This window comes from Rhodococcus sp. 24CO (assembly GCF_050586165.1).
In the GTDB taxonomy this organism is placed as follows: Bacteria; Actinomycetota; Actinomycetes; order Mycobacteriales; family Mycobacteriaceae; genus Rhodococcus_F.
This window is the reverse complement of the sequence record NZ_JAZFNF010000008.1, coordinates 40,563-55,976: the sequence shown is the minus strand read 5'-3', so window position 1 is coordinate 55,976 and position 15,414 is coordinate 40,563. Positions and strand designations below refer to the sequence as shown.

Genomic DNA, 15,414 nt, shown 5'->3' with positions numbered 1-15,414 from the left:
AACTCGTTCAGTAGGAATTGCAGGCTACGCCACATTTTCGGGAACCGCGCCGCGCTCATGCCGATACCCGCCGGTCGTAGTCATGCCGTACCCGTAGCTTCTTCTCGAATGGGTGAATTCCCACGTCGAGCGGTGACAGCGCGGTGTCGTACAGCGGCGCGTAGCCACATGACAGGTAGAGCGCGACCGCTTCGGGTTGGCGTGGACCGGTTGTGAGATAGACCCGGTTGTATCCCCGAGCTGCGATCTCGGACTCCAACTCCCGGACAACGATCTTTCCGAGGCCACGCTGACGAAAAGCAGCCGACGTCCAGATTCTTTTCAGTTCGGCTGTTGTGGAATCGAATTGACGAAACGCGCCACCGGCGATGGCTTGATCACCGAGCGTGAGAACCAGCAACGCTCCGTGCGGCGGTGCAAACTCCTCGGCCGGATAGGTTGTGAGATCTTCGAACACCTCGTCACGCGTACCGCCGTATCGCGAACTGTATTCCACCGCCAATTCCGCGATGAGCGGAGCTGCCAGCGGATCGTTCTGCGACACCGACCGCACCTCTACGCCGCCGATTCCCGCAATCTCGACACTCATGTGACCTTCCTTTCGGTTTCCTTGCGCCGCATTCACCGCACCCCTAGCTGGAATTGCTGCGGCGACAGAGTATTTCCTTCCACCAGATCGGCCACCAGCTCACCCAACGCCGGCCCGAATTTGAATCCGTGTCCGGAGAAACCTGCGGCGACGGTGATCGCACCGACCCTGTCGATCACAAAATTGCTGTCAGGTGTGCTGGTGTACAGGCAGGTCAGGGACTCGACCTGGGTTGAATCGACACCCGGCAACCACGCTTCGGCATAGTCGACCAGACGCTGTTCGCCGGCGATGTCGGGCGTGTAGCTACGAGTCTGCGGAGTCACCTCCGGCCCCGTCGCATGCTCGCCGATCTTGATGCCGTCTTCGGAACCGAGTCCGTAGATCCCGGCTGTGTCCAGCTCTGCACCGGGATGATGAACAAAGCTCGGCCACTCCGTTCCAGGATCGAGGGGCGCAAAATGTGCCGGTTGTTCCTGCGTCGTACGCAAAGTCGGCAACACGACCTGTGCGCCGAGTTCGCTTCGCTCGATCAATTCCGCGGTCCACGCGCCGGCGGCAATCACTACGTGCCGCGCTCGCAGCGTCCCGTCGTCCGTGATCACGTCGACGCCGTACGACGCCTCGGCAACTGCCTGGACCCGCGTGTTGTGGCGGACGTCAGCGCCCTCGAACCGTGAACCCGCTTCGAGTGCAACGACGGCGCGGTCCGCGTGCAGCCTGCCCGCATCGCGGTGATGCAGGACGGTTGTATCGAATCGCAGCCCCGGCCAGCGGGCCGACGCTTCGGCTGGAGTGAGGATCTCGCCCTTGATACCCGCTTCGACAAGCACCCGCGACTTGGTCAGGACGGCAACGGGCAGCCCATGGTCGACGGCGCCCGTCAGTTCCAGAAACCCGATGTCCGTTGTTGTTTCCAACTCCTGCCACAGCGGAAGGGCCGACGCTGCCAGCGCGGTGTACAGGTGATTGTCGTATGCCTGCCGGTAGATACGTGACGTGCCATGGGACGCACCGTGCTTGTGCCCCGGCGTGAACTGCTCGAGCTGCACGACGCTGTGCCCGCGCGCCGCGAGCCGCCACGCGGCAGAGGACCCGACAAGCCCTCCGCCGATGACGATCGCATCGAAGATCTCACTCATTTGCGGATGCTCACTTGGTCTTCGGAAGGCCGGGCGGGTTGATCAGCGACGTGTCGACGGCTTCACCGGTGATGTTCCAGCGCTCGAGAATCTGCTGGTACGTGCCGTTCTCGATGGTGTGGTTGATGGCGTCGTTGATTGCCTTGATCAGGCCGTTGTCCTTCTTCACCAGCACGGCGATCTGTCCTTGCAGGGTGTCGCCCGCACCGGAGAATTCCCCGACCACCTCGGTTTCACCCGACTGCTTGGCATGGAACTGCGACGACGGGTTCGGTCCGAAGTAAGCATCGATGCGACCGGACTGCAGCGGGAGGTAGTAGTCAGTGGTGTTCTGATAGTAGGAGATATCGGTAGGTGCCAGACCGGCCGCGACGTTCTGCTCGTTCCACTTGACCAGCAGCGCTTCCTGATTGGTCCCGGAACCCACCGCGATCTTCAGACCCGCAATGTCCTTGGGTTCCGTGATGGAGACCCCGGCACCCTTTTTGGCCTCGAACGCGAGGGTATCGAGGCGGTAGGTGGCAAAGTCGTACTTCTCCTTACGTTCCTCTGTGACAGTCACATTGGAGAGGAACGCGTCGGCTTCACCAGAGTCGATCCGGACGAAGTTCTGTGCCCAGTCAGCCGTCTGCAGGTCTACCTTCAACCCGAGTACATCGCCGATCAGGTAGGCGAAGTCGGTCTCCGATCCGATGAGAGTTTTGTCATCGTCAGCGTAGAAGCGAAGCGGCGGAGCAGATCCGGCGCTACCGGTCACTCGCAGGGTGCCGCTGTCGCGGATGTCCGCAGGCACCTCGGCAGCGATGGAATCGACTTTCGCGGTGGTGATGCGATTCTGCTCTGCGGTGAGGTTGTAACCCGCGGCTGCAGTGACCTGGCTGCCGTCGGACTCCGCGTCCGCACTGCTGCATCCAGCGCTGAGCAGTCCGACAGTGGCGAGAGCCGAGATCAGAAACGTGGCGCGGCGGGATCGAGAGAACATCAGTGTGTGCCTTTCGGGGAAGTGTCTGTGTGGTGACGGCGTCATAACCGTCGACCGTGTCGTCAGAGGACGCGGGAGAGAAAAGCTTTGGTTCGTTCGTGGACGGGATTGTCGATCACCTGCGAGGGCGGGCCCTGTTCGACGATGACGCCGCCGTCCATGAAGACTGCGGTGTCCGCTACCTCGCGGGCGAAGCCGACTTCGTGCGTGACGATGATCAACGTGGCACCGTCACGAGCGAGTTGGGCAAGAACTTCGAGAACTTCACCAACCAGTTCCGGGTCCAGTGCCGACGTCGGTTCGTCGAAGAGAATCACCGCCGGCCGCAGTGCCAAGGCTCGAGCAATGGCAACTCGCTGCTGTTGGCCACCGGAGAGTTGACGTGGATACTGATCGGCTTTGTCTCCCACACCGACTCGTTCGAGTAAGATCCGCGCCTCTCGGTACACGTCTTCGCGATCACGCTTCTGCGCCGACAGCGGGGCTTCCACTACATTTTCGAGAGCGGTGAGATGGGGAAACAGGTTGAAGTTCTGGAACACGAAACCGATGTGCGAGCGTTGCTTCAGGATTTCGCGATCGCGCAGTTCGTGTAGCCGATTTCCCTTGCGCCGGTATCCGATCAGTTCCCCGTCGATCCGCACTGTTCCCCGGTCGACCTTCTCCAGGTGATTCAGGGTGCGCAGCAGAGTGGATTTTCCCGAACCCGACGGCCCGAGAATGACGGTCACCTCGCCCTTGCGGACCAGGAGATCCACGCCGGCAAGCACTTCCAGTGAACCGAACGACTTGTGGATGCCCCGCGCCTCGACGGCGTAGACGTTGTCTTCGATCAATTCCGCGGTCATCGGGTCGCACCCCTCGGAATGTCGAGACGCGCATCACGAATCTCGTTGAATTTGTTGCGCGCCTTCTGCAGAGGCGTCAACGGAAGTGCTCGCGCCGAGCCGCGAGCGTAATGACGTTCGACGTAGTACTGGCCGATCGAGAGCAGCGTCGTGAGGATGATGTACCAGAGTGTTGCAACCATCAGGAGCGGCACCACTCGTCCGTTGCGCCCGAAGATGACCTGTACTTGGTAGAACAGTTCGGCGATTGCCATCGTCGAGACGATAGACGTCCCCTTGAACAACCCGATCACTTCGTTCGCGGCATTGGGAAGAATCGCCCGCATCGCCTGCGGCAGAATGATCTTGAAGAACTGGCGTCGGCGAGGAATCCCGAGCGAATGAGCAGCTTCGATCTGCCCGTGATCCACCGAGATTATGCCGGAGCGGATGATCTCCGCGGAGTACGCAGCCTGATGCAGCGCTAAACCGATGACAGCTGCGGTGAATCCGCCGATGACTCCGCTGGTCTGAAACGTGAAGAATTCCGGCCCGAACGGTATTCCGAGAGAGAGCGTTTGGTAGAGATAGGTGATGTTGAACCAGAAGAGCAACTGCACGATCAGTGGAATCGAGCGGAACGCCCAGATATAAGTCCAGGCGATCACCTGCAGAACCGGATTATTCGACAGTCGACCAAGCGCCAGCACGACTCCGAGTCCGAACCCGAGGATCGTTCCCCACAAGGTCAGTTTGATCGTCACCCACAATGCGGCAAGCACCGACTTCGCGGTGAAGTACTGCGCGAACGTCGGCCAGTCCCAGCCGGGATTCACCACAAGACCATGAATGAACTGGGCCAGCAGGATCAGTACTATCGCACTGACCACCCATTGGAACGGATGCCAGGTGCGGGCAACAACAAGTTCCGAGTCGGAAAGCTGAGGCTCGGCTACCGACTTCTCGGGGCGGACCTCGGTGGGCGCGCTCACGGCGCGCTGCCTGACGGAGTGGACATCACAAAATAGACCTTTCGGAATATGGGATTGCTGCGCGACGAATTTCCAGTGCAGAGAATTTCGGTCAGCGACAGTGACACGATGCGGTACGACGCAGGTCGATGTGACGTCGACGGTGCGGTGCGTACGCGTTCGAACCGGCGCACGAAGCAATACCGGCGCAGCGAGTGATACCCATGTGATGCCTTCCATCGGTCCTGGCAGAAAGCACCCGCTCCCGATTACTCGGGGGGTTGCTGCGACGTCGATGAGCCAGGTCTCTCGGTCGCTCGAGATGGTGAGCAAAGAGTAGACGCAGAATCCCCGGTCGTCAAATGTTGTATTTCCCTGCGAGACAAGGGAAATAGGGAACTATGCATGTTGAAATCAGGCTGATCGCAAGCCTCCCGAAAGCGGCGAAGGCAGTGTTGAATAGATGAGCCGCATCCGGCGCCCGCGAGCCACCGCTCACCCCCGAATCGCCCTGCAGTACCGTCTGCGGAGTGAGCGGACTGGACGCATTTTTTATTCTCGTGGCAGGTATCGGTGCCGGGGCGATCAACGCCGTGGTGGGCAGTGGAACTCTGATCACGTTCCCCACGCTCGTGGCTTTCGGCATGCCTCCGGTCACCGCGACGATGTCCAATGCCGTCGGCCTGGTCGCCGGGGGTGTTTCCGGCACCTGGGGTTACCGACGCGAATTGTCGGGGCAGTGGGACCGGCTTCGGTGGCAGATTCCGGCGTCGCTCGCCGGGGCGCTGCTCGGCTCGTGGTTGCTGATGCACCTACCCGAGAAGTTGTTCGAGACCATAGTTCCGGTATTGCTGATCCTGGCGCTCGCTCTCGTCCTCCTCCAACCACGGATCCAGGCGTGGGCGAAGAAGCGCTCGACCGAAGAGACAACGTTGTCGACCACACGGTTGATGCTCCTGACTGCGGGCACATTTGCCGTCGGTATCTACGGCGGCTATTTCACCGCCGCACAGGGCATCCTCCTGATCGGTGTGATGGGTGCCATCCTTCCCGAAACCCTGCAGCGCATGAACGGCGCGAAGAACCTGCTCTCACTACTCGTCAACATCGTCGCCGCGGTGATGTACATCAGCTTGGCCTTCGACCAGATCAATTGGGCAGCAGCCGGTTTGATCGCTGTCGGCTCGCTCGGCGGCGGTGTACTCGGAGCCCGCTACGGGCGACGCCTGTCTCCCACTGCGCTGCGGTACACGATTGTCGTCGTCGGCCTGATCGGACTGTGGCGTCTACTCGCTTGACCGCCCACGCCGGACGCCGTTCCCACATACTTGAAGCATGACCAAAACCGCGAATGAAACCCAGTGGACCTACCTCATGGACATGGACGGGGTCCTTGTTCACGAAGAACACTTGATACCGGGAGCGGATACGTTCCTCGCCGAACTTGCAGCGAACAACATCCCGTACATGGTGCTGACCAACAACTCGATCAGAACGCCACGAGACTTACGGGCACGTCTACTCAACTCCGGTCTCGACATCCCGGAGAAGTCCATCTGGACGTCAGCGCTGGCGACCGCCACCTTCCTCGCAAATCAACGACCGGGAGGCAGCGCGTACGTGGTCGGCGAATCCGGCCTGACCACGGCGCTGCACGACATCGGATACGTCCTGACGGACAGCGATCCCGATTACGTCGTCCTGGGAGAAACCCGCACCTACTCGTTCGAGGCCATCACCACCGCCATCAGATTGGTCGAGCGAGGCTCGCGGTTCATTGCCACCAATCCCGACGCCACCGGGCCCTCACGGGAGGGTTCGTTGCCTGCCACCGGTTCGGTTGCCGCCTTGATCACCAAAGCCACGGGACGCGACCCGTACTACGTCGGCAAGCCGAATGCCCTCATGATGCGATCCGCACTGCGGTCCATCGGCGCTCATTCAGCCAACACCCTGATGATCGGCGACCGGATGGACACCGACATCGTGTGTGGCCTGGAGGCCGGCTTGCAGACCATCCTCGTCATGACCGGGATCTCGACACCGGCGTCCGTGGAGCTGTACCCATATCGCCCGACCATTGTTCTGGAATCCGTCGCCGCCCTTGTCGGAAATACGACGGATCCTTTTCGTAGCACTAAACAATGACAATTCGGACATATCGCCCTCAATAGAACAAGTAATTAACCAGCCGAATTAATAATGCAAAACAAAGGAAACGGCAAACCTTTGTCGACTTGGACAAACGGGAGGTTTCTTCAACGTTGAACTAACAAACCGGTGACTAGTGCCTGGTAGGCAGCTTTTCCCAGTTCAAACCAAAAATTTCAATTTGGGCGAAATATTCTTTTCAAAACAGGTAACGAATCGTTTGCCATGGCTGATACTCATTTCTGAACGACCCAATTCGGACTCCCCAGAAATGAGCTCTCCATGAAGAAACAGACAAAGGGTGCAATTGCGGCAGCGGCCGCGGTTGCACTACTCCTCGGCGGTGCAGGTTCACTCGCAATGTGGAGTGACAGTGAAGTTGTCGGCGGCGGCGCTATAACAGCGGGCACGTTGCAGCTCGCTCCTTGCGCCCCAGTGGCCGGGACCGGGTGGCAGTCCACGTTCCCCACCGTGAAGCCGATTGCGGATATCACCGCATGGCGAATTGTGCCGACCGAAGTGCTCACCTTCGATTGCACAACTTCTATCACTGCAGACGGTGATCGCCTCGCCGCAACGATCGCAGCGGATGCGAGCACTATTACAGCCGGCACGACGGCAGCTCCTGGAGCCACCGCGAATCAACTCAAGGACAACATCACGGCAACCACGGTGGTGACCGTAGGCGGCACCCCAGTCACGGCTGCATCCCCACTGACCGAAGCCGACAACGGCAAACCTGTGACGGTGAAGGTCACATTGACCTTCGCTGACGTTCAGCTTCTTGTGGCTCAGGGCGCGTCGATCAACTTGTCGAACCTCGCCATCAAGCTGCAACAGCAAGCCATCCCGGCATAAAACGATCCATGAAAGGGAGAGCTTGGGGAGCCCTTGCGGGCGCGTCGGTGATTGTGTTGATGTTCGCATCAGCGCAAGGCACCGGCGCGCTGTGGAAGTCCGCTGCCCCGATCAGCAACGACGTACTGACAGCAGGCTCGAGCACGTTCGCACTCAAGGTGGGTTCCACGGTTGCCAACGCCGCCAGCACCTACACCTGGAGCACGTTCGCGGGCACTGGGATGGCGGCTACAACCGCCGTGCAGATGCCGCTGACCATCGTGAACCCGGCAACCAACGCCTCCGGGCTGCGGTTCAGATTGGCCTCCGTGGCCGCCACCAGTACAAATCCGGTTCTCGACCTCAAGATCTCGACCGTCACGGGCGCCGCAGCCTGTCCGAACACCGCTACGACAGCCACAGCCCTTCCCGGAACCCCGATCTATTCCGGACTGGCAACAGCTGCCAAATACGGCGGACCCACGGACACCGGAATCTCTTTGACCAGTGGAAGTTCCACCGTTTGGTGCATGCGCGCGTCGGTGAACATGACAGGAACCACAACGGGCGGGGTGTCGACCAAGCTCGTCTTCACCTTCACGGCAGTACAGGTGTAGGACTCGATCGAGATGACAGGCGACAAGCGAATGACTACAAAACACTCCCATCGACGCGAACGGACCGGCCCGCTGTGGTGGGTCAGCTCAGTTGTGACCTGGGTTCTGCTGTTCGCTCTGTGCGCGGTCATCGTCGTCACGATCGTGATACCGATTGTCACAGGCTCACAACGATTTACGATCCTTACGGGCTCGATGCGCCCCACCTACGAGCCGGGCACGCTCATAGTTGTCAAACCTGTGGACGAGGGCGATCTGACAGTCGGCATGCCCATCACCTACCAACTCGAATCAGGCCAACCGACTGTTGTCACGCATCGGATCATCTCGATGAGCATCAACACCAAAGGCGAGCGCACCTTCATCACACAGGGCGACGCCAACAACACCCCTGACGAGAAGCCGGTACTCCCCGTACAGATTCGCGGCAAGGTGTGGTATTCGGTCCCCTACCTCGGGCACGTCAACAGCTGGCTGACCGGCGACCAGCGCAAGATCATCCTCACCGTTGTCGTCGGCGCTCTGGGTGCGTACGCGTTCTACATGATCGCCAGTGGAACACGTGAGAGCCTGCGCTCTCGCAACAAGAATCGAAGCGAGGCAAAAGGATCCGCATCAGACGACTGCGCTGACATCATAAGTTCGGAAGCCACTTCGCTGAAAGATGGTGTTAGTCATGGCGGGCAATAACAGCTCGTTGCTCCAATCCTTTTCCGGAGCCCGAAGCACTCGCATTCGGGCGCTGCTCTCACTCGGCATGGTGCTCGGAGTCGGCACCCTGACCACCATGGCAGCCTGGGGCGCAACAGCCACATCCACGTCAGGAGACTTCTCCGCGGGAACTGTCAACATAGTCGCATCGAGCACGGACGTGACCGAGGGAGACAACATCACGATCAACCTGTCCTCGAGCGCCATGACATCGGCTACCGCTGTGACGCAGAGCCTGACCGTGAGGAACACGGGAACCCTCAGCACCTCTGTCAACATCACAGCTCAATCTCCGGTATCGACGCCACCGAGTTTTGCTGCGGCGCTGAAAATCTCAGCGTATTTGGGCGGTATCTCCACCGGATCGAGCTGCACTGGCACTGCACAAAAGGCAGAACTCTCGCTGGTCGGCGGTGGTAGCACAACGACACTCCTCATAGCCCCTGTGACGCTGGGCGCTGGGGCCAGCTCGACTCTGTGCGTGAAAATGACCCTGGTCGCAGGTACGCCGGCGGGCGGAAACCTTCCCTATACGCAACTGAACATCGCGGGATCGGCGGTCTGAATCGATATGTCACATCCCAACCGTCCGGACACGATCAATCGATTCAAGCAAGCTGCACTGACAACAGGTGCCGTCCTCGGAATTCTGTGCATCGTCGCCACCGCATTGTCATTGGTCTTCGGAGTCAAACCCGTCGTATTTCGATCCGGCTCGATGTCTCCCGCAATACCGACGGGTTCGTTGGCATTTGTGAAATCCCAACCGGTATCCGAATTATCGGTTGGCGACATTGTCAGTGTCACCACCAGCGCCGGTGAAAGACTCACTCACCGTGTGTACGGAATCGACCAACTGGACAATAATCTGTCGTCACTGACGCTCAAAGGTGACGCCAACAATGCTCCCGACAGCGAAACATACGCGGTGGCCGACGCAGACCTGGTTGTATTCAGCATGAGCCGAGTCGGCTATGTACTGGCGTGGCTGTCGGGCCCGATCGGAATCTTCGTCGGCGGTTTGTTTGCCGGAGCCCTGTTGATGACGGCCTTTCATCCGGCATCACGCGGCGAAGGACCGCCGAAGGGCGGCACGCCTGCAGAGCAGATACACAACGGCACGCCGACTGCGCCCGAACATAATTCGCCTCGTTCACGTTCAGCACACGCCTCGTCGAGCATCCTCACCGCACCCTGGCGACAACGGGAATTGATCCTCGTTACAGCTGCCGGGCTGGGCGCACTGCTTGCGATGTCACCGATCGGCAACACCGCCGCCATGATCACCGACACCGCAACCGCAAAGACCGGCCAGTTCGCCACAGTTCAGACCTTCACATGTGTGAACTTTTCACCCGGCTTTCTTTCCTCTGGCGCCCGAATCACGTGGACGGCGCCAGGTGCAGGAATCTACACCTATCGCATCCTGGTACTCGACCCCGACGGCGTCACCTATAGCGACAACACGCAGAGCGCCACCACCGTCGACATCACGCTCCCACCCGCGCTTCTCGATCTGAGCGGCTCGTCTACAGTACGGATCTACTCGATTGAAAACGGACTGACGGCCCCCACATGGACGGGTTTCACATTGGACAAAGGTTTCCTCCTCGGTGGAACATATTGCGGCTCCATGATTTCCGGAACCAGCGCCGCCAGCAGAATGGCTGCCAGTGCGCCCACGCCCACATCGACTCAGTCGACAGTAACCACTAGTCCGGCACCAACAACCACAGCTACGGCAACCACAGCGACGGCAACCACCACGACCGGTACAACCGAACCGACTCCATCCACAACAATGTCGACCACAACAACGCCGACCACAACCACCAGCACAACACCGGAAATCAGTACCACTACCGAGATCACAACGACGACAACAACTACCCCGCCCCCGACTGAAACACAGGTCGGATCCGACCTCGTCTCAACAGGTCCGGATTCATACACTGCCCGCAGAATCCACAGCGATACAGGTATTTTCCTCGACGTGTACGACGCGCTCGGCACTCGGATTTATCGCACTTCCGTCGAATCGACCGATGTACTGCACTGGCTCTCCGGCACCAACCAGTTGTGGATCATCGGCACCGCAGGAGCGGAATTCGTGGAATTCACAGCGGGAACAGGGCTGCGACAGACCGCAACGGGCGAGCTTCCGGCCGAGATCGAGGACTTGGTGCCCTGATGCAGAGACAGATAAAGGGTGCGCTTGCAGCGACCGTCGCGCTGGTCGTCATGGTGGGCGGGGGGAACTCTCTCGCGAAATGGGTCGACCAGGAAACGCTTTCGGGCGCGACGGTCACAGCCGGCACGTTGTCACTGGGACCGTGCGTCAAAGACGGAGTCAGTGGGTGGTCCGAAAGAGTGTTCGTGCCGGCTCCAGATCCCAACCCGAACGAATATGTCGAGATCGCGAATATCGCAACCTACCGCCTCCGCGCGGGCTACGACTACGTCTATTACTGCTACTCACCGGTGTCGGCCACCGGTCCACGATTGCGTGCCTCGGTCACCGCGGACCCGTCGCTTGCAGGTGGCACACTGCCGTCCACGGTCAACGCGTTCCGAACTTACGTATCAACGCAGGCTAACGTCGAGTTGTACAACAGCACACTGACTCCCAAGATCCGCAGCGACCTCACGTCGGCGCAGAACGGACAAGATGTCTTGGTGACCGTGGCGTTCACGATCCTTCCGAACGACCCACTCAGCGCAGGTGGAACCCTGAATATGGCTGGACTCAGCCTCGTCACCCAACAATTGGCGCCAACCTGATCGGAGAGCTTCGACGGCAGCACCCACGAAGCTCTCCGCGGGTTACAACGCGACTAACCCAGCGCGCGCTTCAGATCCGCCAACAGATCTACCGTGTCTTCAAGACCGACGGACAGGCGCACAACACCATCTGTAATACCCACTGCCGCACGCCCTTCCGGACCCATGGCCCGGTGAGTCGTGGTGGCGGGATGGGTGATCAGAGACTTGGAATCGCCCAGGTTGTTGGAGATGTCGACAACCCTGAGACCGTTCAGAACCTCGAATGCCCGCTTCTTGCCCTCACCATCGGGCGCATTGAGCTCGAACGTGACAACTGTTCCGCCGCCGCTCATTTGAGCTTTCGCAAGTTCATGCTGCGGGTGCGAAGTCAGGTACGGGTACTTGACCCACTTGACGCCCGGATGCGCTTCGAGGAATTCGGCGATCTCGAGTGCCGACGCTACGGAATGCCGGATACGAACCGGCATGGTCTCGAGTCCCTTGAGCAGAGTCCAGGCGTTGAAGGGGCTCAGCGCAGGTCCGGTGTGCCGCATCAGTTCTCGAACGGGACCGCTGATGTATTCCTCGGTTCCGAGGATCGCGCCACCGAGGACACGGCCCTGACCGTCGATGTGCTTGGTACCGGAGTACACAACGACGTCGGCACCCAAGTCCAAGCTGCGCTGCAGAAGCGGCGTCGCAAAGACGTTGTCCAGCACTACCTTTGCACCGGCAGCATGCGCGAGTTCGGATACGCGTCGTACGTCCACCAAAGACTGCATCGGATTGGACGGCGTCTCGAAGAATACTGCCGTGGTCGGCACCGAGAGCGCTTCTTCCCACTGCGCGTTGTCTTCACCGTCGACAAAAACAACCTCGACTCCCCAGCGCGGGAGGATTTCGTTGCATACGACAAAGCAGGAACCGAAGAGGCTGCGAGCGGCGACCAATCGGTCACCATTGCCCAACAACGCGCCCAACGCCGTGAATACAGCGGACATTCCGCTGGCCGTCGCAAAGCACGCTTCAGCGCCTTCGATGAGGCGCAGACGCTCTTCGAACATCTTGACTGTCGGATTGCCGTAGCGGGAGTAGACAAAATGGTCTACTTCACCGGTGAAGGCTTGTTCGGCGGCTTCTGCACTCTCGTAGACAAATCCGGAGTTGAGGAACAGCGCTTCGGAGGTTTCCTCGAAGCCCGTTCGCATCAATCCGCCGCGGACACCGAGCGTGCCAAGACCTACGTCGTCCGGCAACGCCCGTTGAAAAGCGCCGCCCTGGGGAATTCCGCTCACTGCTGCCTCCACGGCAGGCCGATGGCCCGCCAACCTACAACTCCACGATGTCCGTCGGCATCCAAACCGCCTTCGAACCCGTCGAGCACGTTGTACGACGGACCGATGCCCGCCGCTGTCGCACTTTCTGCAGCCCCGATCGATCGCTGACCGGATCGACACAGGAAGATCACGGGTTTCCCGGACCCGGGGACAACACCGGATTCCTTCAACTCGTCGACGAAGTTGTCGTTGCGTGCACCGTTCGGGTAGCTCACCCATTCGATCTGCACAGCCGAGTTACCGAGCGACGTGACGTCGGGGATACCGACGTACTTCCACTCTGCGTCGGTGCGCACGTCGACGAGCACTGCCTCGGGGTTTTCGCGGAGCAGCTCCCAGGCTTGCTCCGGCGTCAGATCGCCTGCGTAACTCACGTTGTCCATGTTTTCACAAGACCGGATTGTGTGGGCGATCAGGTGCAGATATCCCAGCCTTCGCCGTCGCGCGTGAGTGTCCAGACCTCGACGCGCTGATCCTGGCCGCCACCGGAGAGCCGAACGTCGACAGTTGCGCGGTCACCGCTGACCACCGATTCGTTGATGCCCTGCATCTCGACGTCACCTTCGGTATCGGCGAGTGGTCCGGTCTCCGGATCGAAGTTTGCGCAGGTGAGGGTCTGGAGCGTCTTGGTGTCGTTCTCGTTGTGAGCGGAGACGTAGTCCGCGACCACCCTGCTGATGCGGTCCTCTTCGCTGACGTTTTCCTCGGCTGGGGACATCCAGGACGAGACAAAAATTCCGCCGAGGATCAGCGCGACAATTGCCACTGCCAGGATGAACGGCCCTGCCGAGGCTGTCTTGCTTTCGGAGTTGCCGGAATCGTCACGCTGGTCATTCATGAACCCAATAGTCCCCCACAAACTCAGCTTGTGGCCCGTCAAGTAGTGGACCCCTACCGCTTCGAACCGGACTTGAAGGAGAATTGAATAAAGAAACGGTTTACCGACGCCAATTCTGGTGAAAGTGTGTACCGGTCGAACCGCAAACACTCCACGGTGCTTAGGTTCGGCTAAATTGGATACTTGTCGATACGTTGTCCGAACTTCGAAGAAGGTAGCTGTCTTTACGATGACTGACTCCAACCGCCCACTCCGGGTCGCGATCGTCGGCGCCGGCCCCGCCGGCATCTACGCCGCCGATGCCCTCATGAAGTCCGATACCGCAGTTTCCGGCCGCGGTGTCAGCATCGACCTCTTCGAGCGCATGCCAGCGCCCTTCGGTCTCATCCGCTACGGCGTCGCACCTGATCACCCGCGCATCAAGGGCATCATCACCGCCCTGCACAAGGTCCTCGACAAGCCGCAGGTCCGCCTCCTCGGCAACATCGACTACGGCACCGACATCACCCTCGACGACCTCCAGTCGTTCTACGACGCGGTTATCTTCTCCACCGGCGCCAACGCCGACCGCGCCCTCGGTATCCCGGGCATCGACCTCGACGGCAGCTACGGCGCCGCCGACTTCGTCTCCTGGTACGACGGCCACCCCGACGTCGCCCGCGAATGGCCCCTCACCGCAGAGAAGGTTGCCGTCCTCGGCGTCGGCAACGTCGCCCTCGACATCGCCCGCGTCCTCGCCAAGACCGGCGACGAACTGCTGCCGACCGAGATCCCCGCCAACGTCTACGAGGGCCTCAAGAACAACAAGGCCATCGAAGTTCACGTCTTCGGACGACGCGGCCCCGCGCAGGCCAAGTTCACGCCTCTCGAACTGCGTGAGCTCGACCATTCCCCGACCATCGAGGTCATCGTCGACCCCGAGGACATCGACTACGACGAGGGCTCGGAGCAGGCTCGGCGCAACTCCAAGCAGGTCGACATGGTCGCGAACACCCTGCAGGACTGGGCAATCCGCGACGTCGGAAGCCGCCCGCACAAGCTGTTCCTGCACTTCTTCGAATCCCCCACCGAGGTTCTCGGTGAAGACGGCAAGGTAGTTGGCCTGCGCACCGAGCGCACCGCACTCGACGGCACCGGCAACGTCAAGGGCACCGGCACCTACAAGGACTGGGATGTTCAGGCCGTGTACCGCGCTGTCGGCTACCTGTCGCAGAACGTCACGCAGCTGCCGTTCGACGACCAGGCCGGAACCGTCCCCAACGATGCCGGACGCGTCGTCGCCGACGACAACGCCGAAGGCGCAGCCCGGTTCATGCCGGCTACCTACGTCACCGGCTGGATCAAGCGCGGCCCCGTCGGCCTCATCGGCCACACCAAGGGTGACGCGAACGAAACCGTCGCGAACCTCCTCGAGGACTCGGCCGACTTCGCCGGCGCCGCACATCCCGACGAGAACGCCGTCATCGAATTCCTCGAAGGCAAGCAGGTGCCGTACACGACGTGGCAGGGCTGGTACCGCCTCGATGCACACGAGCGCAGCCTCGGCGAACCCGAAGGCCGCGAACGCATCAAGGTCGTCGAGCGCCACGACATGCTGAAAGCCTCGGAGCCTGAGAAGGCTTAACCACAGGCATCGCAGACAGACCGGC

17 protein-coding genes and 1 riboswitch are annotated in these 15,414 nt (G+C 60.4%); of the genes, 9 read left to right on the top strand and 8 right to left on the bottom strand.

Annotated elements, in window-relative coordinates:
- Positions 1-55: 55 nt before the first annotated feature.
- The 5 genes from V2B23_RS20450 to V2B23_RS20430 all read right to left on the bottom strand — a co-directional run bounded on the left by V2B23_RS20450 (position 56) and on the right by V2B23_RS20430 (position 4,532).
- Complete coding sequence (locus V2B23_RS20450; protein WP_430952026.1) at positions 56-589, bottom strand: GNAT family N-acetyltransferase; 534 nt, start codon at positions 587-589, stop codon at positions 56-58.
- Between the two features lie 32 nt (positions 590-621).
- Positions 622-1,731: an FAD-dependent oxidoreductase gene (locus V2B23_RS20445; protein ID WP_430952025.1), complete on the bottom strand. Its 1,110-nt coding sequence runs from the start codon at positions 1,729-1,731 to the stop codon at positions 622-624.
- Positions 1,732-1,741: 10 nt separating this feature from the next.
- Positions 1,742-2,713 carry an ABC transporter substrate-binding protein gene (locus V2B23_RS20440; RefSeq protein ID WP_430952024.1) on the bottom strand — a complete coding sequence of 324 codons (972 nt, stop codon included), beginning with the start codon at positions 2,711-2,713 and terminating at the stop codon, positions 1,742-1,744.
- 62 nt (positions 2,714-2,775) lie between these two features.
- Complete coding sequence (locus V2B23_RS20435) at positions 2,776-3,561, bottom strand: amino acid ABC transporter ATP-binding protein (protein WP_430952023.1); 786 nt, start codon at positions 3,559-3,561, stop codon at positions 2,776-2,778.
- Complete coding sequence (locus tag V2B23_RS20430) at positions 3,558-4,532, bottom strand: amino acid ABC transporter permease (RefSeq protein WP_430952022.1); 975 nt, start codon at positions 4,530-4,532, stop codon at positions 3,558-3,560. The genes V2B23_RS20435 and V2B23_RS20430 overlap by 4 nt, the downstream gene beginning before the upstream one ends.
- A gap of 212 nt (positions 4,533-4,744) precedes the next feature.
- Positions 4,745-4,840: riboswitch (SAM riboswitch) on the bottom strand.
- A 201-nt stretch (positions 4,841-5,041) separates the two neighbouring features.
- Between V2B23_RS20430 and V2B23_RS20425 the strand changes: the two genes are divergently transcribed.
- The 8 genes from V2B23_RS20425 (at position 5,042) to V2B23_RS20390 (ending at position 11,608) form a co-directional block, all read left to right on the top strand.
- Positions 5,042-5,809: a sulfite exporter TauE/SafE family protein gene (locus V2B23_RS20425; RefSeq protein WP_430952021.1), complete on the top strand. Its 768-nt coding sequence runs from the start codon at positions 5,042-5,044 to the stop codon at positions 5,807-5,809.
- Between the two features lie 37 nt (positions 5,810-5,846).
- Positions 5,847-6,659 carry an HAD-IIA family hydrolase gene (locus V2B23_RS20420; protein ID WP_430952020.1) on the top strand — a complete coding sequence of 271 codons (813 nt, stop codon included), beginning with the start codon at positions 5,847-5,849 and terminating at the stop codon, positions 6,657-6,659.
- 285 nt (positions 6,660-6,944) lie between these two features.
- Positions 6,945-7,520, top strand: a complete 576-nt coding sequence (locus V2B23_RS20415; RefSeq protein ID WP_430952019.1) for an alternate-type signal peptide domain-containing protein — start codon at positions 6,945-6,947, stop codon at positions 7,518-7,520.
- A gap of 8 nt (positions 7,521-7,528) precedes the next feature.
- Positions 7,529-8,116 (top strand): hypothetical protein, encoded by a 588-nt coding sequence (locus V2B23_RS20410; RefSeq protein WP_430952018.1) that lies wholly within the window; start codon positions 7,529-7,531, stop codon positions 8,114-8,116.
- Positions 8,117-8,146: 30 nt separating this feature from the next.
- Entirely contained in the window at positions 8,147-8,806 is a 660-nt protein-coding gene (locus V2B23_RS20405; protein ID WP_430952017.1) for a signal peptidase I, read from the top strand.
- Positions 8,793-9,392, top strand: a complete 600-nt coding sequence (locus tag V2B23_RS20400) for a hypothetical protein (protein ID WP_430952016.1) — start codon at positions 8,793-8,795, stop codon at positions 9,390-9,392. Before V2B23_RS20405 ends, V2B23_RS20400 begins: the two co-directional genes overlap by 14 nt.
- A 6-nt stretch (positions 9,393-9,398) precedes the next feature.
- A complete protein-coding gene (locus V2B23_RS20395) occupies positions 9,399-11,018 on the top strand; it encodes a signal peptidase I (protein ID WP_430952015.1) in 1,620 nt (539 codons plus the stop codon).
- Positions 11,018-11,608, top strand: a complete 591-nt coding sequence (locus V2B23_RS20390) for an alternate-type signal peptide domain-containing protein (protein ID WP_430952014.1) — start codon at positions 11,018-11,020, stop codon at positions 11,606-11,608. The genes V2B23_RS20395 and V2B23_RS20390 overlap by 1 nt, the downstream gene beginning before the upstream one ends.
- A 53-nt stretch (positions 11,609-11,661) precedes the next feature.
- Here V2B23_RS20390 and V2B23_RS20385 read toward each other — a convergent pair whose 3' ends face one another.
- The 3 genes from V2B23_RS20385 to V2B23_RS20375 are packed head-to-tail and all read right to left on the bottom strand — an operon-like array spanning position 11,662 to position 13,765.
- Entirely contained in the window at positions 11,662-12,885 is a 1,224-nt protein-coding gene (locus V2B23_RS20385; RefSeq protein ID WP_430952013.1) for an O-succinylhomoserine sulfhydrylase, read from the bottom strand.
- The gene (locus tag V2B23_RS20380; RefSeq protein WP_033235808.1) at positions 12,882-13,301 is read right to left on the bottom strand and encodes a rhodanese-like domain-containing protein; all 420 of its coding nucleotides are present in this window, start codon (positions 13,299-13,301) and stop codon (positions 12,882-12,884) included. The genes V2B23_RS20385 and V2B23_RS20380 overlap by 4 nt, the downstream gene beginning before the upstream one ends.
- A gap of 38 nt (positions 13,302-13,339) precedes the next feature.
- Complete coding sequence (locus V2B23_RS20375; protein ID WP_430952012.1) at positions 13,340-13,765, bottom strand: hypothetical protein; 426 nt, start codon at positions 13,763-13,765, stop codon at positions 13,340-13,342.
- A gap of 229 nt (positions 13,766-13,994) precedes the next feature.
- On the opposite strand from V2B23_RS20375, the gene V2B23_RS20370 reads away from it, so the two are divergent.
- The gene (locus tag V2B23_RS20370; protein ID WP_430952011.1) at positions 13,995-15,389 is read left to right on the top strand and encodes an FAD-dependent oxidoreductase; all 1,395 of its coding nucleotides are present in this window, start codon (positions 13,995-13,997) and stop codon (positions 15,387-15,389) included.
- Positions 15,390-15,414: the final 25 nt, after the last annotated feature.